Annotated in this window: 15 protein-coding genes and 1 pseudogene; 5 read left to right on the top strand and 11 right to left on the bottom strand. The window is 39.0% G+C overall.

The window, feature by feature from the left end; genetic code table 11:
* Positions 1 to 58 precede the first annotated feature (58 nt).
* Genes IAR63_RS18605 through IAR63_RS17810 form a run of 4 tightly spaced genes read right to left on the bottom strand, consistent with a single transcriptional unit; the run spans position 59 to position 5,120 of the window.
* Positions 59 to 2,542: a GUN4 domain-containing protein gene (locus tag IAR63_RS18605; protein ID WP_235678418.1), complete on the bottom strand. Its 2,484-nt coding sequence runs from the start codon at positions 2,540 to 2,542 to the stop codon at positions 59 to 61.
* Positions 2,506 to 3,516, bottom strand: a complete 1,011-nt coding sequence (locus IAR63_RS17820) for an AAA family ATPase (RefSeq protein ID WP_187707521.1) — start codon at positions 3,514 to 3,516, stop codon at positions 2,506 to 2,508. The genes IAR63_RS18605 and IAR63_RS17820 overlap by 37 nt, the downstream gene beginning before the upstream one ends.
* A gap of 16 nt (positions 3,517 to 3,532) precedes the next feature.
* Positions 3,533 to 4,639: a hypothetical protein gene (locus IAR63_RS17815; RefSeq protein ID WP_187707520.1), complete on the bottom strand. Its 1,107-nt coding sequence runs from the start codon at positions 4,637 to 4,639 to the stop codon at positions 3,533 to 3,535.
* A 4-nt stretch (positions 4,640 to 4,643) separates the two neighbouring features.
* A complete protein-coding gene (locus IAR63_RS17810) occupies positions 4,644 to 5,120 on the bottom strand; it encodes a hypothetical protein (RefSeq protein ID WP_235678417.1) in 477 nt (158 codons plus the stop codon).
* A gap of 220 nt (positions 5,121 to 5,340) precedes the next feature.
* Here IAR63_RS17810 and IAR63_RS17805 point away from each other — a divergent pair, with 220 nt between their 5' ends.
* From IAR63_RS17805 to IAR63_RS17795, 3 genes are all read left to right on the top strand, one after another.
* Positions 5,341 to 5,694, top strand: a complete 354-nt coding sequence (locus IAR63_RS17805; protein WP_187707519.1) for a hypothetical protein — start codon at positions 5,341 to 5,343, stop codon at positions 5,692 to 5,694.
* A 538-nt stretch (positions 5,695 to 6,232) separates the two neighbouring features.
* Complete coding sequence (ltrA, locus tag IAR63_RS17800; protein ID WP_187706623.1) at positions 6,233 to 7,867, top strand: group II intron reverse transcriptase/maturase; 1,635 nt, start codon at positions 6,233 to 6,235, stop codon at positions 7,865 to 7,867.
* Between the two features lie 148 nt (positions 7,868 to 8,015).
* Positions 8,016 to 8,327: a hypothetical protein gene (locus IAR63_RS17795; protein ID WP_187707604.1), complete on the top strand. Its 312-nt coding sequence runs from the start codon at positions 8,016 to 8,018 to the stop codon at positions 8,325 to 8,327.
* 311 nt (positions 8,328 to 8,638) lie between these two features.
* Here IAR63_RS17795 and IAR63_RS17790 read toward each other — a convergent pair whose 3' ends face one another.
* From IAR63_RS17790 to IAR63_RS17775, 5 genes are all read right to left on the bottom strand, one after another.
* Complete coding sequence (locus IAR63_RS17790; RefSeq protein WP_187707603.1) at positions 8,639 to 9,283, bottom strand: hypothetical protein; 645 nt, start codon at positions 9,281 to 9,283, stop codon at positions 8,639 to 8,641.
* 20 nt (positions 9,284 to 9,303) lie between these two features.
* Complete coding sequence (locus IAR63_RS17785) at positions 9,304 to 9,672, bottom strand: trypsin-like peptidase domain-containing protein (protein WP_187707602.1); 369 nt, start codon at positions 9,670 to 9,672, stop codon at positions 9,304 to 9,306.
* A gap of 1 nt (position 9,673) precedes the next feature.
* Positions 9,674 to 9,760 (bottom strand): hypothetical protein, encoded by an 87-nt coding sequence (locus IAR63_RS18265; RefSeq protein WP_268905691.1) that lies wholly within the window; start codon positions 9,758 to 9,760, stop codon positions 9,674 to 9,676.
* 187 nt (positions 9,761 to 9,947) lie between these two features.
* Positions 9,948 to 10,187 (bottom strand): hypothetical protein, encoded by a 240-nt coding sequence (locus IAR63_RS17780; protein ID WP_187707601.1) that lies wholly within the window; start codon positions 10,185 to 10,187, stop codon positions 9,948 to 9,950.
* Positions 10,188 to 10,366: 179 nt separating this feature from the next.
* Positions 10,367 to 11,058, bottom strand: a protein-coding gene (locus tag IAR63_RS17775; RefSeq protein WP_187707600.1) for an IS1 family transposase whose coding sequence is annotated in 2 segments (ribosomal slippage) — positions 10,367 to 10,734 and positions 10,734 to 11,058 — 693 coding nt in all. Because the reading frame shifts where the segments join, the coding sequence is not laid out codon by codon here.
* A gap of 369 nt (positions 11,059 to 11,427) precedes the next feature.
* Here IAR63_RS17775 and IAR63_RS17770 point away from each other — a divergent pair.
* On the top strand, positions 11,428 to 11,601 hold the full coding sequence (locus tag IAR63_RS17770) for a hypothetical protein (protein ID WP_187707599.1): 174 nt from the start codon (positions 11,428 to 11,430) through the stop codon (positions 11,599 to 11,601).
* Positions 11,602 to 12,129: 528 nt separating this feature from the next.
* Positions 12,130 to 12,882: pseudogene (locus IAR63_RS17765) on the top strand (transposase).
* A 90-nt stretch (positions 12,883 to 12,972) separates the two neighbouring features.
* Here the strand turns inward: IAR63_RS17765 and IAR63_RS18600 are convergent.
* Positions 12,973 to 14,217: a GUN4 domain-containing protein gene (locus IAR63_RS18600; protein ID WP_235678428.1), complete on the bottom strand. Its 1,245-nt coding sequence runs from the start codon at positions 14,215 to 14,217 to the stop codon at positions 12,973 to 12,975.
* Positions 14,218 to 14,674: 457 nt separating this feature from the next.
* Positions 14,675 to 19,567, bottom strand: a complete 4,893-nt coding sequence (locus IAR63_RS17750) for an Eco57I restriction-modification methylase domain-containing protein (RefSeq protein WP_187707598.1) — start codon at positions 19,565 to 19,567, stop codon at positions 14,675 to 14,677.

Below are 19,567 nucleotides of genomic sequence, written 5' to 3'. Positions count from 1 at the left end.
GGTTTCGTTAATTTCTTGTTATTTACAAAAGTTAACAATACTATCAAACCTTTATGGGTTACACTCTACATGTCTTGACAGGAGGGAAGAGGTTATTTCTAAGGCTCCACATGGTCCCGGAGATTGACGGGAGTTGACCCGTTGGTGCGGATAGTGAAAAGTTTAAGTCGTTGTAATTCAGCCATGAACCCTCTGACCTCCATCCAATTCTATCTGCGAAGGATTCCCATACCTTTTCATTATATTGTTTTGTGCCGCCCAGGTTTTTGTATATTTCTTGTTGGACAGAGATACCAAATTTCCCTTTACTATATTTTAACCACAAATTATCAATGGTGCGCAATTCCTTACAGGGAAAATTTTCTGCATCTTCCACTCTTAACCAGCCCTGGCTTTGTCTGTTAGCTACTGCTAACATTACTCTATCTGTTTCTGAATCTGCTTCTCTAAAATTTTGAGCTTTTAACAAGGTTTCTAATTGTGTGTACCTGCTAGGTGTGGTTATAGGAGTTTCTTCTAATGTGGGGATAACTGTGGGAGGATCTTTTGGTCTATATAGTAGCACAACAAGTGTTACTATTGCTAGTGTAAATAATCCTAGTGTGAGTTCTGTCTTCTTTAAAATTCCTCGTGTAATAAGTGGTTGGGGTGTGAGTTGTAGTAAGCGACTGAAAGTGTCTGAAACCTCAATAGTAAGTTTTGATTGTCTTGTCATAAAGCTTACAAATAAATAGTCTCTTAATTGACTACCTTCCGATACTCTTCTAGATAAAAGGTAGAACATTATTGGATTAGCAAGTAGTTTAGACAGAAAACTGTGATGCTTTTTTCCAATTTCTAATTGCAGTCTACCTTCAGATCCCTGAACAGCAGTGACCAGTAAATCTTTGAATACAGTTCGGATTGTATGTTTTTGTTCGTTTGTAAGTTTTGCAATCAGAAGAGAGCGCAACCAATCTGGCATATAACCATAGCGTAACCAGGGTAAGCGAGCCAATTTAGTTAGCGAACCTACTTCCAATAGAGAATGTCCCGTCTCTGTTTTGAGAGTATTACCCAAATAAACAGTGATGTTCCAATGCAACTGTGGAAAGACTGCACAGGCTCCCAACCAGTAAAAGTTATTTTTACCAAGATATTCCTCTAAGGAAACCAACATTGCATCAATATCTTTAGTTGGTGGTGAATTACGCTCAATCCAATGCAAGGGTCTTAGACGTAATGATTCAGGCAAAGGAGATGCAGTTTCTGTGGTTAGATAATGATTAGTTGCTATTTGCTGTCGCAATCTTTGGCTTAACACTTGTAAACCTGTAGGTGTTGCAGGTAAAATTAAAAAATCTTGTGCAAGTACAAATTTTTCATAACTATAATTTTCTACTAGCTTTGGTGTGAGAATTACCCGATTTTCCCAATCTAATAGTTGATTTACCCAAGGTTCTAGTTCACCAGTAATAGAGCTAAACAGCTTTTCAGTGTCTGAAACCAGGATGAGGTAATGCTGACTATATTTAGTGGCAATTTGATGCAGTTTTAGTGGGGAATTATGTTCATCACTTGAGAAGCAAATGCGTGGATCTTCGTCATAAAAATAAGTTTCGACATAAACTCCATCATTTTTGAGTTGCTCAATCATCTCGGCAACAAACTTAGATTGATGATCTCGATAACTAGTGCGTTCAACCAGAAATAAATATTCTGGAATTGCAGCAGAATTACGGTATATTGGTTCTAACCACCTACCGCGCTGAAAAAATGCGTCAATAGTTTTTTCCACATCCAGTATGTTAGTGGGAACTAAGATACGCTGTCTGAAATTTTTAGCAATATTGATAAATAGATGCCTTGGAAATAAATTTTGCTCCAACTCAGGAATTGAAATTGTCTGTAGCTCTGGTATTATTTTTGTACTGGAACGGTGCAGAAATAAATTAGCTCGCCATAACCATAACAGCTGTAAGCCTATATAAATAAAACAGAGACTAAGTGAGAAATAAATAAGTGCGATTTGCCAGGGGACAGGAAGTGTTTGTTCCTGTGTTTGAGGTACTGTTGGAGAAGGGGTTTGGCTTATGGGAGGAAGTGTCTCGTTCGGTGTTTGAGGTACTGTTGGAGAAGGGGGTGGGTTTATGGGAGAAAATGTCTGTTCCGATTTTAGTGTTCCCATGAGAACTGCTATAAATATCAAAATCCACTGTAATTGGCGCCAGGGTATCCTCCTCCTTGCGACTGGCAATGATCCTTTATCTTCTACTGTATGACTAAGACCAATTTCTTTTATCAACTTTAGCCAATTATCAAAGTGGTATTGAAAATTTTCCTGCTCAATTAGAGATTTACAAAAGATTGGTCCGAGTAAAGTTCTCAGTTGTTTTGGATCATCTAAAGTTTGCCCTTCAGCAATCAGGAACAGAATTAGATCCTGAGCCGCTATATGCTCAGAAATGCCAATTTTATATCCTGCTTCCCTTAGTAGCTCAATCAATTCTATCAATCTATCAAGATTTAACCAATTTGGGATGTCTTTGTTTTCTGTATCCATTGTTCTACAATTTTGGTGGCTTTTTGTTGGTCTTCAGCAGTTTTAATTAGGGTACTGAGAGTACGGAGCATTTTGTCTGGTTCATTAAAAGGATTATTTGTATCACTAGTGAATTTTTGTAAAGTTATTAACCAATTTAATAACTCAGCCGTTGCGGGTTTCTTTCTCAATCCACTTTGCGGTGCGCGCAAACTATAGAATAAATCTAAGGCTGTTTGTAAAAAAGTATTACTGTTACCAACGTAAGTGCCAAGATGATTAGCAATAATATCCTGCAAGCTCTTTTTATCTGGAAAGGGTAGATTATAATAAATACACCGACGTAAAAAAGGCTCTGGTAAATCTTTTTCAGAGTTACTGGTAATAATCACAATCGGTTGTAATTCTGGATCTGCTTCAATTTTTTCATTACCCAACTCTAAAACTCGAAAATAGATATGTTCTAACTCATTCAGGACATCATTACAGAAGTCACGGGGGGCTTTATCAATTTCATCAATTAGTACAACAGAACGTACTTTTTCCTTATGTAAAAGTTCAGGTGGTAAATATTGATTTATCTGAGATGGCTCACGAGTGCGTAAAATAGCTAGTCCTAGAGCTTGATAATTGATGTAATCCAAAGGGTTGATTAAAGTAGAAGGATTCTGAATATCTTGAAAACGCTTTAGAGTATCATAGGTGTAGAATAAATCACGGGCAGTGCTAGTGGACTTAGTTTCAAACTTTAAGGGAGTGCTAAAGCCAAGTTCCCAAGCCAGATGGTAAGCAAATTGAGTTTTTCCAGTCCCTGGTTCTCCAGTCAGCAGTAAAGGTTGTCCTAGCAAGAGCGCCACGTTACAAGCATCCCTCAAACCTGGCTCTGGAATATAGTTTTCTGGGTTTAGTAATTGAGAACGTTGAGATATTGGCAGTTTTGCCGGTAATTTATCTTCCTGACGAGTTCTCTTACCTACATAAAACGGAAACTTCATATCATTTCTCTCTTAACTAACACTTAGATTTTAGCACTTTGATTAATTCCTGAGCTAAATGATCCATTGGAATTATATCGGATGAGTTTTCTTCTTCCCATTTGTGAAATAAATCTCTAATTGTTCTCATGAGATTATCAGCCATTGCTTCTCCAATAAAGTTTTGAGTATGATCCCGCACCCAATTCTCAGCGTCTGATCGACTCACTCCAGTTAGCTCTGGAACAAGAAATAACAAAGGATTAGATTTTTCAGAATTACATAGTGATTTTATATGCTGAGAAATTTTTTGATTGGCTTTTTCATAGCGATATTTTTTAACCAGATAACTTAGAAAATCAAATAACTTTATAATACCAGAATTTTTAGTACTCATTTTACGCTTAATTTGGTATTTGATAAATATACAAATTATTAACTTTTGGTTGCTCTTAATAGTCCATTTGCACCAAAAATTCACTAGATTATCCAAAGTTTCAAATTTTTCTTTCAATTGTTCAGTCAATAAATGAGTATGAATAAGAATAGGACAGGGATATTTATGAAAAAAATCATTAATCTCTGTTAGAGAAGCAGAACTACGTCCGATAAGAATATCCGCTAAGGTCTTGTGTAAGTAACCTGAAAATTCATCCCGATTATTTAATTTTGGTGGGGAAGGAAGATGATATTGTTTAATAGATTCTTCTCCTAGAAACCTAGGTAATGAAACTTTATGTAGCCGCTCTAAAAACTTATCATGGCTTTGAAACTCATCACCATGAATGATACAAATTAGAGGGGAAGGTGAATTTCTTTGTATTATTCTTATTAGTTCATGCTCCTGCTCACTTCGGTTTACTAAATAGGGTAAAAGAGAGGGGATTTTTCGTTTTTTAGTGATGGGAGTAACAGGTGGGTTTACAACAACTTGAATATTAACATCACCTTGAATGTTACCATCACCTTGAATGTTACCATTGCCTTGAATGTTATCATCACCTTGAACCACCTCATTGTGATTCCCTTGAACTACGCTATTTTCATTACCCTGAACCATATTTTCATTTATACAACTATCAGCCTGTTGCTGTTGATTGGCATCAGGATGTTGTGGGTCAAAGTTACCAGGCGGTTGGCTCATCTTTCTACAATCCTAACAGATGAGAACCAGCAGCAGCACCTAGCCAGAGAGCAACTTTTGTAATTATCGGCTTGGCTACTGTCCAGATTTTTTGTCCAGCTTCTACACTCTTGCTGGTTTTTTCTAGTGTTTCTGTTACACTTGTTAAACGTTCTAAGGCACGTTTTTTATTTGGTTCTTCTTTATCTGTGGCTCTCTTCGCTGCACCTAAATCTTCAATTACTTCTTCTTTGGTGTCTTCAGGTAATTCTGCTTTTTTAATTAATCCTTCTAGTTCTGCGAATAACTTAATAATGTCATCTTTAGTGAGTGTGGTTTCGGCAGTTGCTCCAACTTGGTTCTGTTGTGTAACTCGATTACCATCTCCTAGTAGAGCTTGATTATTGTCCCCTTGGACTGTGCGGTTGTTATTGCCTTGAACGATGTTGATGTCACGACCTACTGAACCGCCAATTGAAAAACCACCTGGATTGCTAGTCATACTGTATACCTTAATGCGTTAAATAACTGCCCATAGAACCTTTCGGTAGCTCGATTAATAAAAAGTCAATCTCATAACATATTTACTGACTTTTGCGTGCAATTATAATACATAATTATGGATGGAGAAATCAAGGTCAAGACTTTGTAATAATTTTTTATGCTGAAAGCATGCGATCTCGCCAGACTTAACCCGTATGTGTTTTACTAGTTATGTTATAATGTTGAGTCGTCTTAAATTAAAAGAGCGATCGCATTACACTTCTTATGGGCGATTGCGAAGCACTCCCTACGGGCGATCGCATTACACTCCCTACGAGTCATCGCATTCAGTGTTCCCCCCGGTTCCTTCTCAAGGGAAAATTCTGAACGTATTGAAGGGAGATTGCATTACACCCCCCGACGGGCGATTGCGCAGCACTCCCTATGGGAGATCGCGAAGGACTAGCAACCTGGAGACTGTCCGTGGGGGAGACCGGGAATCAATTCCCGGTCTCAAGTGCGACCTGAAAAGGGTCTTTCTGTTACGGGGAGCCTACTCCCCCAGGGGATTCACAGCCCTTGCTCTCGTGTAAAAGACTCTGTTAAGAGTCCGGTCACGTCCCAGTACAGTAATGGATAAGGACGGAATGCAGACCACAAATGTAGCCAAAACTAGTAGTCTAAAACCGGTTAGGAGCTAGAGGGAATTCTTCCAAAGGTGAACCACGTGAATTATCGATAAAACTGCGTTATGGGAAGAATGTCCAAATTAGACTGATAGGACATAAGCGGTGTAGTTTAGGTGCTTTGAGATTGCCTAAACCTGTGAATAACAAAACCGCCGCAGGATAGATAGCACCCAAGGAAGAGTGTAACAACAGAAGGACCAACAGGGCAAGCCCTACAAGGTCTGGAGAATGTCGATAACTCCAGTAGGTCAAAGGTAACAATGACGGAACTCCTTGGAGGGTACAGGATGGGTGAGAAAGCGAATGTTGGAGGTAATGCTCCAAATAGGGGTTCAAGATTTGCCTCTGACCGAAAGGAATAGCAGAATTCACCTGGGTCTTATACGAAAGACAAATTGAAAAAGAAATCAAATCCAATGACAAGTTAGATACAAACACTCTTATGTTAGTAAACGGACAGAGGAAACAGCTTGAGAACTGGAGCCAAATCAATTGGCGACGGATAATGAAAGCTGTTCGAAATCTAAGGCAAAGAATCTTTCGTGCTAGACAACTTGGTAACTTTCGCAAGCTAAGGAGCTTGCAAAAGCTTATGTTACGAAGCCACGCAAACCTACTGTTTGCAGTAAGACAAATCACTCAGACCAATCGTGGCAAGAAAACATCTGGGATAGACAAGGAGATAATAAACACCCCAGGAGAAAGAGTGAAACTTGTACTTGAATGGAATGAGGTCGCACCTAGTCCTACAAGACGGGTAATGATTCCAAAACCAAACGGCAAGAAACGTCCCCTTGGTATCCCAACTATAAGGGACAGAGTCATGCAAACAGTAGTCAAAAACGCACTAGAACCTGAATGGGAAGCCGTGTTTGAAGAACATTCTTATGGATTCAGACCAGGTAGAAGTTGTCAAGATGCCATAGCACAGTCCTTCATAAGATTGAAAAATGGCAGAGACAACTGGGTTCTAGAAGCCGATATCAAAGGCTTCTTTGATAACATTGCCCATGAAACCATTCTACAAAATATTGGTGACTTTCCTAAGAAAGAACTGATAAAAGAATGGCTAAAAGCTGGTTTCATATTCCAAGGGAAAATAAACCCTTCAGAACGAGGCACACCACAAGGAGGGGTAATATCGCCCTTACTAGCTAATATAGGATTACATGGATTAGAATTTTTTATAAAATCTACCAATCCAAAACTTGGTGTGGTGAGATATGCTGATGATTTCATAGTCACAGCTAGAGACAAAGAAAGTCTCAAAAAGGCACGAAACCAGATACAGCAATGGTTGAGAGAAAAGGGTCTTGAACTCAGTTCTGAGAAGACGCTAATCACGTCAATGGTAGATGGGTTCGATTTCCTTGGCTTCAACCTCAAGCACTATGATGGCAAACTCCTTATCAAACCCTCGAAAAAGAAAGTGTTAGCTCTCTGTAAGAGGCTAGGGATGGAAGTCAAAAGTCTAAACGGTCGAGAGCAAGAGGTAGTCATAAATAAACTCAATCCGATTCTCAGAGGGTTTGCTAACTATTACAAAGGTGTAGTTAGTAAAGAAATCTTTGATTACATCTCTCATAGAGTATGGCAATACCTTTGGAGGTGGGCAAAGCGGAGGCACCCACAGAAGAGCAAAAAGTGGATTAAAGACCGCTACTTTAAATCAATAAAAGGCAATCAGTGGAGGTTCGTTTGTAAAAGGGAACGCCGTGGGAAGATATCGTTGATATCGGTCTATCCAATAGATAAGACACCAATTGAGCGCCATATAAAAGTTAAGGGTAGTGTGTCCCCAGACGACCCAAATCTAAAAGAATATTGGAATAAACGTCACCAAAAGAAAGGGAAATCACATTGGGATAAAGGCTCGAAATATTATGAGGTAGCCAAAATCCAAAACTGGAAATGTCCCATCTGCGGTGAACCACTACTCAATGGAGATGGAATCGAAACCCACCACATAGTACCTGTTGCAAAAGGTGGTCTGGACGACATAGAAAACCTGAAGCATTTGCACTCAGCGTGTCATAAACAGGTACACTCAAAACCCAAGTTGAAAGGCTTGAAGTAAGGCTTGAGCCGGATGATGGGAAACCGTCAAGTCCGGTTCTTAGGGGAGGGAAGGATAGTGATGTCCAACCCTTACCCGACAGCGCAAGTCAGTTGAAAACTGACTGGTTTTGCTGTAGGTGGATGGCATTGAACACACAACACACAACATGTGTTTTATTAATATTACACTCCCTACGGGAGATCGCTCTCCTCTAGGCTCATTTCATGTTCGGTTCCCGTTTGGTAAAAGATTGACGGTAAACGTTTTCCGTCAAAGGATAAATCAGTTATTTCAAGGGGGTAGGGATATTTGGAGGGGGATTGCGAAGCACTCCCTACGGGCGATCGCTCTTAGAGATTATCCCCCAGTTCCTTCTCAAGGGAAAAATTTGAACATGGGGACGGGCGATCGCTCTGATGTAGCCACATTTCATCTTCGTTTTCCGTCAAAGATAAATCAGTTATTTCAATGCTTTTAGGGTATTAAAAGCGCGATCGCATTTCCTCAGTTTTACACTTTAAAACCAGGTAATTGCGAACTACTCCTTTGACAAAAAACATCTTCCATCATTCTTTTATAGACAGGGATTCGATTATGAAATGCGACTAATGTTAGGTTAAGCTCCTTTTCTCAACCCGACATCTAATTTATAAAGTGTTCCAAACTAATTGGGTTCTCAGATTTTTTTGCAGGATCCATCACCTGAAATCCAAATACCGTGACCTTTCCAACTTGCTTATTCCCTTATAAAATTAACTTAAGTCTATTTTTCCCACTTAGTGCTAGACGCTATCTCAAAGCATTATCTAATTCATCAATTAAAATAATTAAATCTCCTTCCCCAATCTCATTGAATATAATTTCTCGGTTATTATCATGCAGATACTGATAGAAGACATTTTTCCAGGAAACTGAAGAAATACTCCTATCTTTCCAATTTATTTTCCCTCGATGTGCAAACGCATTTCTGACTAGCCATGCGAATTGCCAAATTGAATCCCATTGGTTCGTTTTTCCCCACTTCGCCTTAGCACAATCTTTTTGACTTTCATAGAAATTTGTAAAGACAGATTCAATAATTCGCTTTCGTATTAAGCTAAGATCTGGCATTTCGACCCACGTTGTAGATTCATAATACTTTTCTTCAGGAAATTTTTCTTCACGAAATTTAAGTTGTCTAGGTTGACGATTGTGAGAAAGTTCAAGTAAAAAATCAGATGGATCAAAATGTAATATTACGCCACTAGCTGGAGCAGGAGCACATAAGTTAAGTGATGGCTGTATATTAACACTATTTAGTATATCAGCTAAATTTTTACTATGGCGAATGGTATAAAGGTATTGTGAAGCACTTGTGATAATGTTACTTGAAACCATTAAAGTTAGAATTGGCTCGAAACATACCCTTGAACTGTCGATAATTCGAGTAGACATAATTCATTTTAACCCAGGTGCTAAGGATGGTTCAATAAGTTGTTTGAATCTACCAATCTTGCTGGTTGAGCAGTATTAGGAGGCAGATCTTCTAATAATTCAAATCCCGCAATATCTTCTGCAAACTGATTAGGACGAACGGGATTCCAAAATACTATTCTGGCTTCTAATAATTGCCTCGTTCCTGAAAAAGGAAAATCTAATCGTACTCTTTGATGAGGCATTTCAATAGTATCTCTATTAACCCCTAAAGCATCTGCTACCACATGAGCACACGTAAGAATTATTTTTTCTTCGACTAAGAACCCATTACCAACAATCGTGCTACTGTTTGAGTAAATTCTGACGATTGATGACTGTAGTGGTCTGATTATCTGTGATGTATTCATCTTATAGATTCCTTCTCCACTTCAAAGTAATTTCATAGTTCACTTCACTGTTACCAGAAGCGATCACCGCCCCAAGTGTTCCGCTCATCTTGATACCAAATGTGAACAAAATGGTAGCAGAACCCATTTCTTTTGTGTACATGCTACACCAGAAAATTAAGTCTTGTAAGCTACAAAATTTTAAATCGTTACAAAAATTTACAATACAGCGAAATTCAGGTAAATGAACCACGGTTTTTGTTTCGCGCAAAGGGAGAAGGTAATCAAAATCTGGTTTAAATAGATGCAGAAGTGTTGAATGTTAAGAAAAAGGAAGGGGTAGGAACAACACTGGGTTCCACTGGTGTAAAACCAGTTCCGGAAGATTGACTTAAGAGATTAGATCGATTCTGATCATCAGTGCTGAATCCCATTAGGTCACCAGATTTATTGGAAACTTCCTCTGCTTTAACAGATGTATTCAAAACCAGACTAGTAAGTAATGCAGGAAACCAGAATAAACAGTAAACTTTCATATTTTGGATAGAGTACAAGTTTTATTTAGGAGTTAGCAATAACACCATAGTTAATTATAATATCTTATTTCATCTATCTTTAGATAGATATTTGGTCTAAGGTATTAAAATAGTGTAACTAATTTAAGCAGATAAAATTTATAACAAGAATAACTGGCGTTGCATATTTGCGGGATGAATCAACTAAACGCGGGTATTACTTCATACTTTAAATAGTGAAGTAATAATTTAATTGAATACCTAAGCATATCTACAGATTTTGAATAGCATAGCGTTTTTCTATGTAGTCGCGCTAAGTAGTGACGTAAACGTGTATTTTCACCCTCTACCCTAGTCATATATGTTTTGCTCACAATATGATCCTCTGGCTGAATAAAACTCGGATAAACCCTCCACCCATCAGTAACATAAAAAAAGCATTGCCAGAGTTTAACGATGTCCCACAAAGGTTGAAATGCTTGTGAGCTGTGGTCTCCCACAACCCAAGCCAGGATATTTTTACGGAAGTGATTTACTGCTGTCCACAACCATATTTTGTTTTTTTTGATCCCACAAAGGTCTCCAACTCATCAAGTTCACCTACCAAGGGTGTTTCCTCAACTGGTGGAGCATCTGGAAGTATGGAACCAATTTGTTTTAGCCAGTAAATAATAGTTGTATGATGAACGCCTTTATCGCGTTCAATTGCTCTAAATCCCATACCGTTAACATAAGAGCGCAGGCAACTTTGTTTAACTTCTTCTGAATAGCCTTTAGGTGGACTATAGACATCGATAAATTGACGACCACAATCAACACAAATGTGATTTTGTTTACCTCGACGTTTGCCATTCTTTCTGATTTTGGAAGACCCGCAGTTTGGACAATGCACAGTAGATTACCTCAATTCATACCTCTATTATGCAACGCCGAATAACTTATTTTATAATCCTGTATAAATACAAAAAGATATGTGACAAGTGATCACATATTGAACAAATTTAGTTGGGATATGAGCAGGAGGAAGATTGCGCAGCTCTCCCACTAGCGAGATTCCGAATCACCCCCGACGGGCGATCGCTCGCTTGTGGGAATCGTCTCCACTTCCTTCTCAAGGGAAAAATTTGAACATGGGGACGGGTGATTGCCAAGCACTCCCTGTGGGAGATAGCTTTCATCTAGGCGTATTCCATAGTCGCTTCCCGCCTGATAAAAGATTGACGGAAAACGTTTTTCGTCAAAAGATAAATCAGTTATTTCAATGCTTTTAGGATATTTACAGGGCGATCGCTTGTGGGAATCGTCTCTACTTCCTTCTCAATGGAAAATACTGAACATGAGGACAGGCGATCGCACCTCAGATTCTTCTCAAGGGAAAATTCTCAACGTGTTGAGGGGAGATCGCATTACACTCCCTATGGGCGAACCCTCTTAGTGATTATCCCCTAGTTCCTTCTCAAGGGAAAATTCTGAATGTGTTGAGGGGCGATTGCGAAGCACTCCCTTTGGGAGATCGCATTCAGGGTTCCCCGTGTTTCTTCTCAAGGGAAAAACCTGAACGTGTTGAGGGGAGATTGCATTACACCCCCGACGGGAGATCGCTCTCATCTAGGCTCATTTCATGTTCGGTTCCCGGTTGGTAGAAGATTGACGGTAAACGTTTTCTGTCAAAGGATAAATCAGTTATTTCAATGTGGTAGGGATATTTGGAGGGGGATTGCATTACACTCCCTACGAGATCATGGATATAGGACTAATAATGAAACGCCATTACCCAGGGTGGGGATTGACCGATAGCAAGGGTAATCCCTTAGAAGATGAGGAACGCACTTGGCCTGGTTGGTTCAACATTGACGAGTTGAACGGGGTGACCTAGGCAACGAATCTCAAAACCTTTCAAGCATTTTCATCCTGTAAATGTGTAACTGAGAGAATGTGATTAACGTGCCAGCCTTAAATTTTTATGAGTCGAAAACCAAGAAAATTAGAAGCAGGATACTGCTATCACATTACAATCAGATGTAACAATCGGGAATTTAGACTAACTAAATTAGAATGTCGTCAGGTCTTGATTTATGCAATAAAAAAAGCAATTGACAAGTATAATTTTAGAATGTATGGGTTATGTCTAATGAGTAATCACATACATTATTTAATAGAACCATTACAGCCCTCAGATCTGCCTAAAATTATGCACTAGTTAAATTGGTATACAGCACTGTGCTTTAATCAGATGCTGAATAGAACAGGGCATTTTTGGGAAAAAAGGTATCACAGCACGGGGTTTGCCATGTCAGATAAGAAAAGGGCATTAAACACGCTCAGATATATACACGGCAATCCTAAAGCAGCAGGAATACAACAGGGAATGTTTTATGATTTTAGTAACTATGGAGTACATGAGAGATTAGGTAGTGATGGAGTAACAACATGGCATCCAGCCTTTTTAGCGTTAGGAAAAACTTTAGATGAGTGTGCAAGCATTTATAAAGGATTTTGTCAAAAATATCGTCCTCAACCGAAAAAGGTGGAAAAAAACCGGTGGGGGAGTAAACTTTTAGCCGGGATGAAACCAAATCAAAAAAAGAAGGGAACATCACCAGGACAGCTAAAGCTTTTTTGGGATGAGTTAGACATAACTAATGAGGAAATAATAAAGGCAGCAACAATATTTGTCAAGGCAAATTGTTATACACCTAATCCTAAAAATAAATAGGTATCCGAAACCCTGGAACTAGCAAGGTTTCGTTAATTTCTTGTTATTTACAAAAGTTAACAATACTATCAAACCTTTATGGGTTACACTCTACATGTCTTGACAGGAGGGAAGTAAACCACACCATAACCACCAACCCCCCACCGTGAACAGAGAGGGACCGAGTAACCAAAGTAGCCCAACACCACGCAGTAATGGGAGTTGACCCGTTGGTGCGGATAATGAAAAGTTTAAATCTTTGTAATAGAGCCATGAACCTTGTTTTCTCCATCCCACCCTGTCTCCGAAGGAGCTCCATACATTCCAATCATATTGTTTTGTTCCCCCCAGGTTTTTGTATATTTCTTGTTGGACAGATATACCAAATTTACCCTGACTATATTTTAACCACAGATTGTCAATGGTGCGCAATTCTTGACAGGGAAAATTTTCTGCATCTTCTATTCTGAACCAACCCTCGCTTTGTCTGTTAGCTACTGCTAACATTACTCTGTCTGTTTCTATATCTGCTTCTCTAAAGTTTTGAGACTGTAATAAGGTTTCTAGTTTTGTATATTTAGAAGATGGGAGCTGGGATGGGTTAGTGTGGGAACTGGGTGATGGGGTGGAATTAAAGAAGGTTCTGGGTAAAAAACCATATAGGATATTAATGGGAATACCTGCATTAAAGCCAGTTTTTTCAGAAAGGGCGTTGGTATCTTCGAGTCCGTGAATGGCAATTACCTGACCTTGTGCATTAAAAACGGGACCCCCATTATTACCAATATGGGTGGTAGCATTATAAACCAGTCCATAGCCTTGGGGGGGATCTAAGTGTTTGAAAACTACCTTACCAACAGTGATGGTAAAACTTCGTTGCTTACCCACTGTGCCAAAAATGGCGGGGAATCCAGCTACGGAAATATCAGCTCCTATGGTTAGGTTCTCTGAGTTACCCAAGGATGCAACTTGATAATTTTCATTGGATTGAAAGGTGACTAAAGCCAGGTCAGGGTCCTGAACGGTTTTTTGGATAAGTTGGAGTTCTTTGATGGGATATTCTTTGCCATCATGAGTTCTAACAGTATAAGTAAAGTCTTGGCGACAGCGAATTTTGGTAGTACCAAGTCTATCACATACCACATGATTGGCGGTGAGTACGGTATATATGGTGCCTTCTTTTTTGACAATTACACCGGAACCACCGGGGTGAGCGTCACTGTTGATTTGGACTGTGGTTTTTTGGGCAATATCCTGGATATTGGGGATTGTTTGAGCTGGGGTGAGCTGGGATGAGAATAGGACTGTAGATATGATTCCAGAGGTTATAAATATATAGGTGAATGGTTTATACATTTAAATTTACAGGGTAGGGTATGTTTTTAATATAGCTTGAGTTAAGGGGTGAGGAATGAAAAGGGCGATTGCGCAGCACTCCCTGCGGGAGATCGCAAGGCACGCTCTCATCTAGGCACGTTTCATGTTCGGTTCCCGGTTCGTAAAAGGTTGACGGTAAACGTTTTCCGTCAAAGGATAAATCAGTTATTTCAAGGGTTTTCGGATATTTGGAGGGGCATTTTCTAAATGCACGCCCCTCAAAATCTTCAGAATTTTCCCTGAGGAAAACTAGCGCTCTTCTTTTTAATCTAAACACCGGAAGATAAACGTAGGTTGGGTTGAAGCATGAAACCCAACACCCCCATGGGTTAGACTACTGCTAACCCATCCTATTAAACTTGTGTAGTCATGCGATCGCACGTAAACCCCCCGCAGGATGTGTATTCTCCTAGGAGGAAAACTGGCGCTCTTCTTTTTAATCTAAAGACCGGAAGTAATCCCACGCTTTTCTATAGTTCTCTATCCTATCACACTTCTCAAAGGGTGCTTGATAGATGATACTTTGGTTCGCAGGATTATTAGATAAGGTCTGATTGACAATAGGTACTTCAACTGTACCAGTAGTCATATCTTTTATATCTTCCCATCCCGGGGATTTAGTTTTAGGGTTACCTTTGCGGGGTAAACCTACCCCCACAGATCCTTTTTTCTGAACAGTAAACACGATTCTACCATTCATGTCGTAATAAGTATTTTTTTCCTTTTGTTGCATGACAGGAAACTGGACTCGATAGATGGTATTCAATTCATCTAGGGTCATACCTAAGCTCATAGCAGCTAATACATCTATTTCTACTAAAGCCTGTCTGCGCTCATAATCCGTACGTAAGGCATTATTCCTTTGCCAAAAGGGTGTAAGTTGACTAAAGAAGTTATTGTTCAATCGTGGATCTTGGGGTTTACTCCAACTTTCTTGGGTGTATTCATTATGCCAGTTTTCCTCCCATAAATCCCCGTAGTATTGTGTTAGGCAGTTTAGTGCTAGGGTACGTATGTGTAATGAGGATATAACATTAGGATGAGGGAGGAGAGAAAATAAATCATTTCTAAAATGACCTTTTCCTGTTGTTTTGATAAAAAAATCATAGGGTAAGGAGGATGATAGTCCAGTAACTGATATGAGATGTTTGGTATTTTCAAATGTGACAGAAAAACACCCATCAATATGTCCAACTTGTTTGGGAATAATCGCTGGTATTAAGGTTCTTTCACCCGATTGACTTAACATTGTTCTATAAGCAACCCGATAAAAATCAGTGACGGGTTTTTGCTCACCCCAGGGAACACGGGGGGTGCGGTCAAGATAATCTCTGGGAGTGCAGTCTGGGACGTAATTGGTGCGGGGGAGATAATCTGGGGGAATTTGGGTCAGGTCAATAACATCATAATCACTACTGAGTCTACAAACCTTTCTGGGGGTTTTATTTAAAGGATTACCCACAAAAAAATGGGGGCCAGATAATATCAACTGTTCTGCACCCTGGGCAAATTGGGTGTTACGCTTAATAGTCTGGTCTTTTTGCGAATTGGTTTCATGCCACATTTCTAGAGCAAAATACTCACCCTGTAAATCACCTAAGCGCCTTTCTTGGGCTGCAAATTTCTCCAGTACCCCCATTAACTGCTGGGAATGTAAGGTTGGCAATCGCGCTTCTTCCCCCGGGGTTCCCCCTTCATCATAGAGTTGGGCAAATAGATTTAGTCTCTCCCTATTTACAGTGATAATTCTCTCTTTGTGTCCCTGTACATTCCACTTATCTGATTCATCTTTAATTCCTTTCACCTCTCCCTTACCATCATGCTCTAAACACTCATCCACTGTTTTAGATATATACAGGTTAGATATGCTTTCAAACAAGGTATTTGCTTTTTTAGAAGAATAAATATTTATTGAGTAAGTTACCCAAATCATTACTTCTTGAAATAGCTTTTTCACGTTAACAAACTGAAAATGATAACGCAATCGCTGATAAATTGCCCTACGTAACCTTCCCCCCTTGGGGTCATCATAAACCCCCTCAGGATGTAAAAAAGCTGACACTCCTCCTTCTCTGGTGTATCTCCACCCCTGGGGTAAAAAACACTTAAATAAATTAGTTTGTGACCCTTTTAGCAATGGATAATTCTGTTCCGCATTGAGAAAATTCTTGGTTCCGCTTATCTCTTGATACTCTTGTATATATGCAGCCCTCAATCCAGGATGTCTATCAAAAAGCTCCTCCCGCTTTTTCGCTAATTCACTCGCTGATAGGTTGCGGATGGCTATCCTGGGGTCATAATCCCCTAAAATTCCCCCTTCTTTCCATTCCATCTTTATCCAGGGGGGATTTCCTAATATGAGGTCAAAACCTCCTCTCTCCCAAAATATATCTGCAAATTCTAGTTCCCAATGGAAAAATCGCTGGTTGTTAACAACTTCATCTACTATCTGTAACCGAATATTCTTCTGCTTTAATTTGTTTAAGTTAACAAATCCCCATTGATTAATAAACTCTTCCCCCTCTTGTGGGGTTTGGGTCTCAGGAAATAGAGATAGCTGTCTGTTACTATCCAGCAACATTTCTGTTTCGCCTAAAATAATAGCTAGGTCACAAAAAAACTGCTCTCTGTCTGGTAATTCCTCTGCTTTTTCTATGGGCCAAAACCAAAGGGCGCACCAGTAGTCCATGACCAGCTTTAATCTCCTATAGGATGTGGCGTTTTCTATCCCTTCTGCAAGTTTCTCCTGGTCATGAATCTTATCTTTCTTCTCCAGGGCTATTTCTTGCTTTTTTTCTTCCTCCTGTCCCCATATATTTAGACTGTCTGTGGTTCTTTTTCTAATTCTTTTTAACTCTTGGGCATAATGATGCCACAGTTTATCAATTCTCTCACTTAAAGTATGGGCATAGCTCCCTTGCTCGTCTGTTAATTCTTGACAAAACTCTTTTCGCCAATTATCTATTTTCTTGAGGTTCTCCCCACTCATTTTTTTTATAATTTTATCTGTATAGTTCGCCATACCCGGATCTCCCAACAGAAAATGAAAAATTCCCCCTTTGGGTAAATTTTTCCCCAAGGATAGTTGTTCTGGTTCTTGTTCATACCACTTGGTATTTTTACTACTCTTGCTCTTTTTCTTTTCCGTAATATTGTTTAAGTAGTAGATTTGTCTCCTGGCTCCTATTAAGGAGTTTCCGCACTGCAACTGGAAGCCAAACCAAGGAATAAATATGTTATCTTTATCAGCTTCTGACGCATAAATACAATTTAACCATAGGGATACTTCTGCTAGTTCCATGGCTATAGGATTTTTATCAATCCCAAATACATTTCTATCGGCTAGGAGCATCTTAATCTTTTGTTGCTCTCGCATGGCTTGTTCATGACTTATTAACTCTCCTTTTTCTTTTTGTTTCCTTTCCAAATACGTTTCTGCTAACTGGTCTATTACCTCATTTAAAAAAGCTGCACTCCCCATGGCAGGTTCACATATAGTTAGCTCTAATATATCGTCTGCTTGCTTACCCTCTAATAGTTCTTTTAAAGCATATTTAACTAAACATTTGGTTAAACTTTGTGGGGTATAGTAACTAGCACTCTTTTCTCTATCTCTCCCAGCTAACCGAAACAGGAATTTCCCTTTGGCATGTTTACGAAATTCCCCTTTCTCCCAATCTATTACCAACTCCTCTTGCTTAAATTCATCCATGCGATGTTCTGGAATAAAATATGCTACTTCCAGATCTTGTTTTAAATTCTCTTTGGCCTTTACTGTTTTCCCCTGAGGTACATTCCTCTTCTCATTAGTTTCTAGGTCTTCCTCTTCCTGTTCTTCTGACTCATCTCCAGATTCCTTTTTATTCCACGGTTGCACTTCATATAAATCCTCTTGGGCCAAAAAGGCAGAAAGACTTAAAAGACCTTCATATACTTCCCCTAACTGGTTTACACCTAGTTGGGCGTAGCTAATTCTCCCCCTTTTCCCCTCTTGTGTTGATAGGGACATTAACCGGATTATTTTTTGGAGGGCTACATTACGAAATTTAACTTCGTTTAGCATTTCTGTGTTTTTGGGATCAAACAGATGACTTTGCAAGGAGGGGAGACGAAAGGTCTTATGAATGGGTGTATCAGCTAAAGAGGGGTTTTCAGTGGTTAGTTGTTTTTGTTTATCTAATGGATAGCCTGACCACAGCAATTCAAAGAGTAACCTAATTGACCAATCTAGGTAATAATTCTCTTCATCTTCTTCTGTTAATTTAGCCAGTTCTACATCTCGCAATGCTTCTAGGCTATATCCTTGACGGTAAACATCAGATCCCATGGGTATATATCCTAGGTCTGGTCTGGCTTCTATATAAAATAAAAATAGCAATCTATATATCCATCTTAAACATTCTTTTTTTAATTGCTGAGGGTCTATTTCTACTACACCCTGTTCTTTTTGTTTTTGATTATCGAATACTCTCTTTCCTGACTTTTGCCAGTAATAAATGGCCTCATTCCCTAGTATTTCAATGGCTTCTCTTAGGGCAAACTTTAAGTTTTCGGAAATACTATAACTATGTCGGTAGCTCTTTTCTTCTATTATATCTAATAAGCAAGTACCGTCTTTTAGGACAATAGATTCCCGATGTAATAGGTTAGCAGTTACCATGAGAGATTTCTTATCTCTTTCTTCTAATAACTTTGCTAAATCAAATCTAATTAATCGAGAAGCATTCCACTTATAACGGTCTATTAATACTATTTGCTCCATATTTATCAATATTACCCATTTTGGGGGTGCATTCTGGGCAAAAATAGCGTCGTTTAAAAGCTCTTCTAAATTTCCTTGTACTACTTGTGGTTCCCGGGAGGATTTTTTCCCCTTTTGGACTTTACTGTTAAGTAGGTAGGTGGAATTAATTTCATTAATCTGCTCTTGATTTATTTCTAAAGAGAGAATATCACTGGTTTCTATACCCAGATTAAAAGCAGATAATATCCACACGTAGGGTTCGCCAGAGTTTTTCTTGACCTCCGCCACAATAGGTAATATTCTATCGTCATCTAATAACTTAAAATCTATTTTATATTCATAGCCTAAAATAGATAATAGCTTTCTTATTAAATCACTTTGTAATTCATACTTCTCTTGTTGGTTTGTAGTTCTTTCTACCCTATTCCGAACCTGAAAATACTCTTGTTGTATTTTTTCCAAAAGCTCATAAGCTGGTTTCTCTTCAGTTTCTTTGCTTTTTACATCTACATCTTTACTCAGCAAGGTATCTACATAATAAGGCGCATAAAACTCATTTTCAATTGAAATTCCTACTAGTGCCAT

Origin of the sequence: Cylindrospermopsis curvispora GIHE-G1 (assembly GCF_014489415.1) — a bacterium.
Classification (GTDB): domain Bacteria; phylum Cyanobacteriota; class Cyanobacteriia; order Cyanobacteriales; family Nostocaceae; genus Raphidiopsis; species Raphidiopsis curvispora_A.
This window is presented reverse-complemented; position numbering and strand designations above follow the sequence as displayed.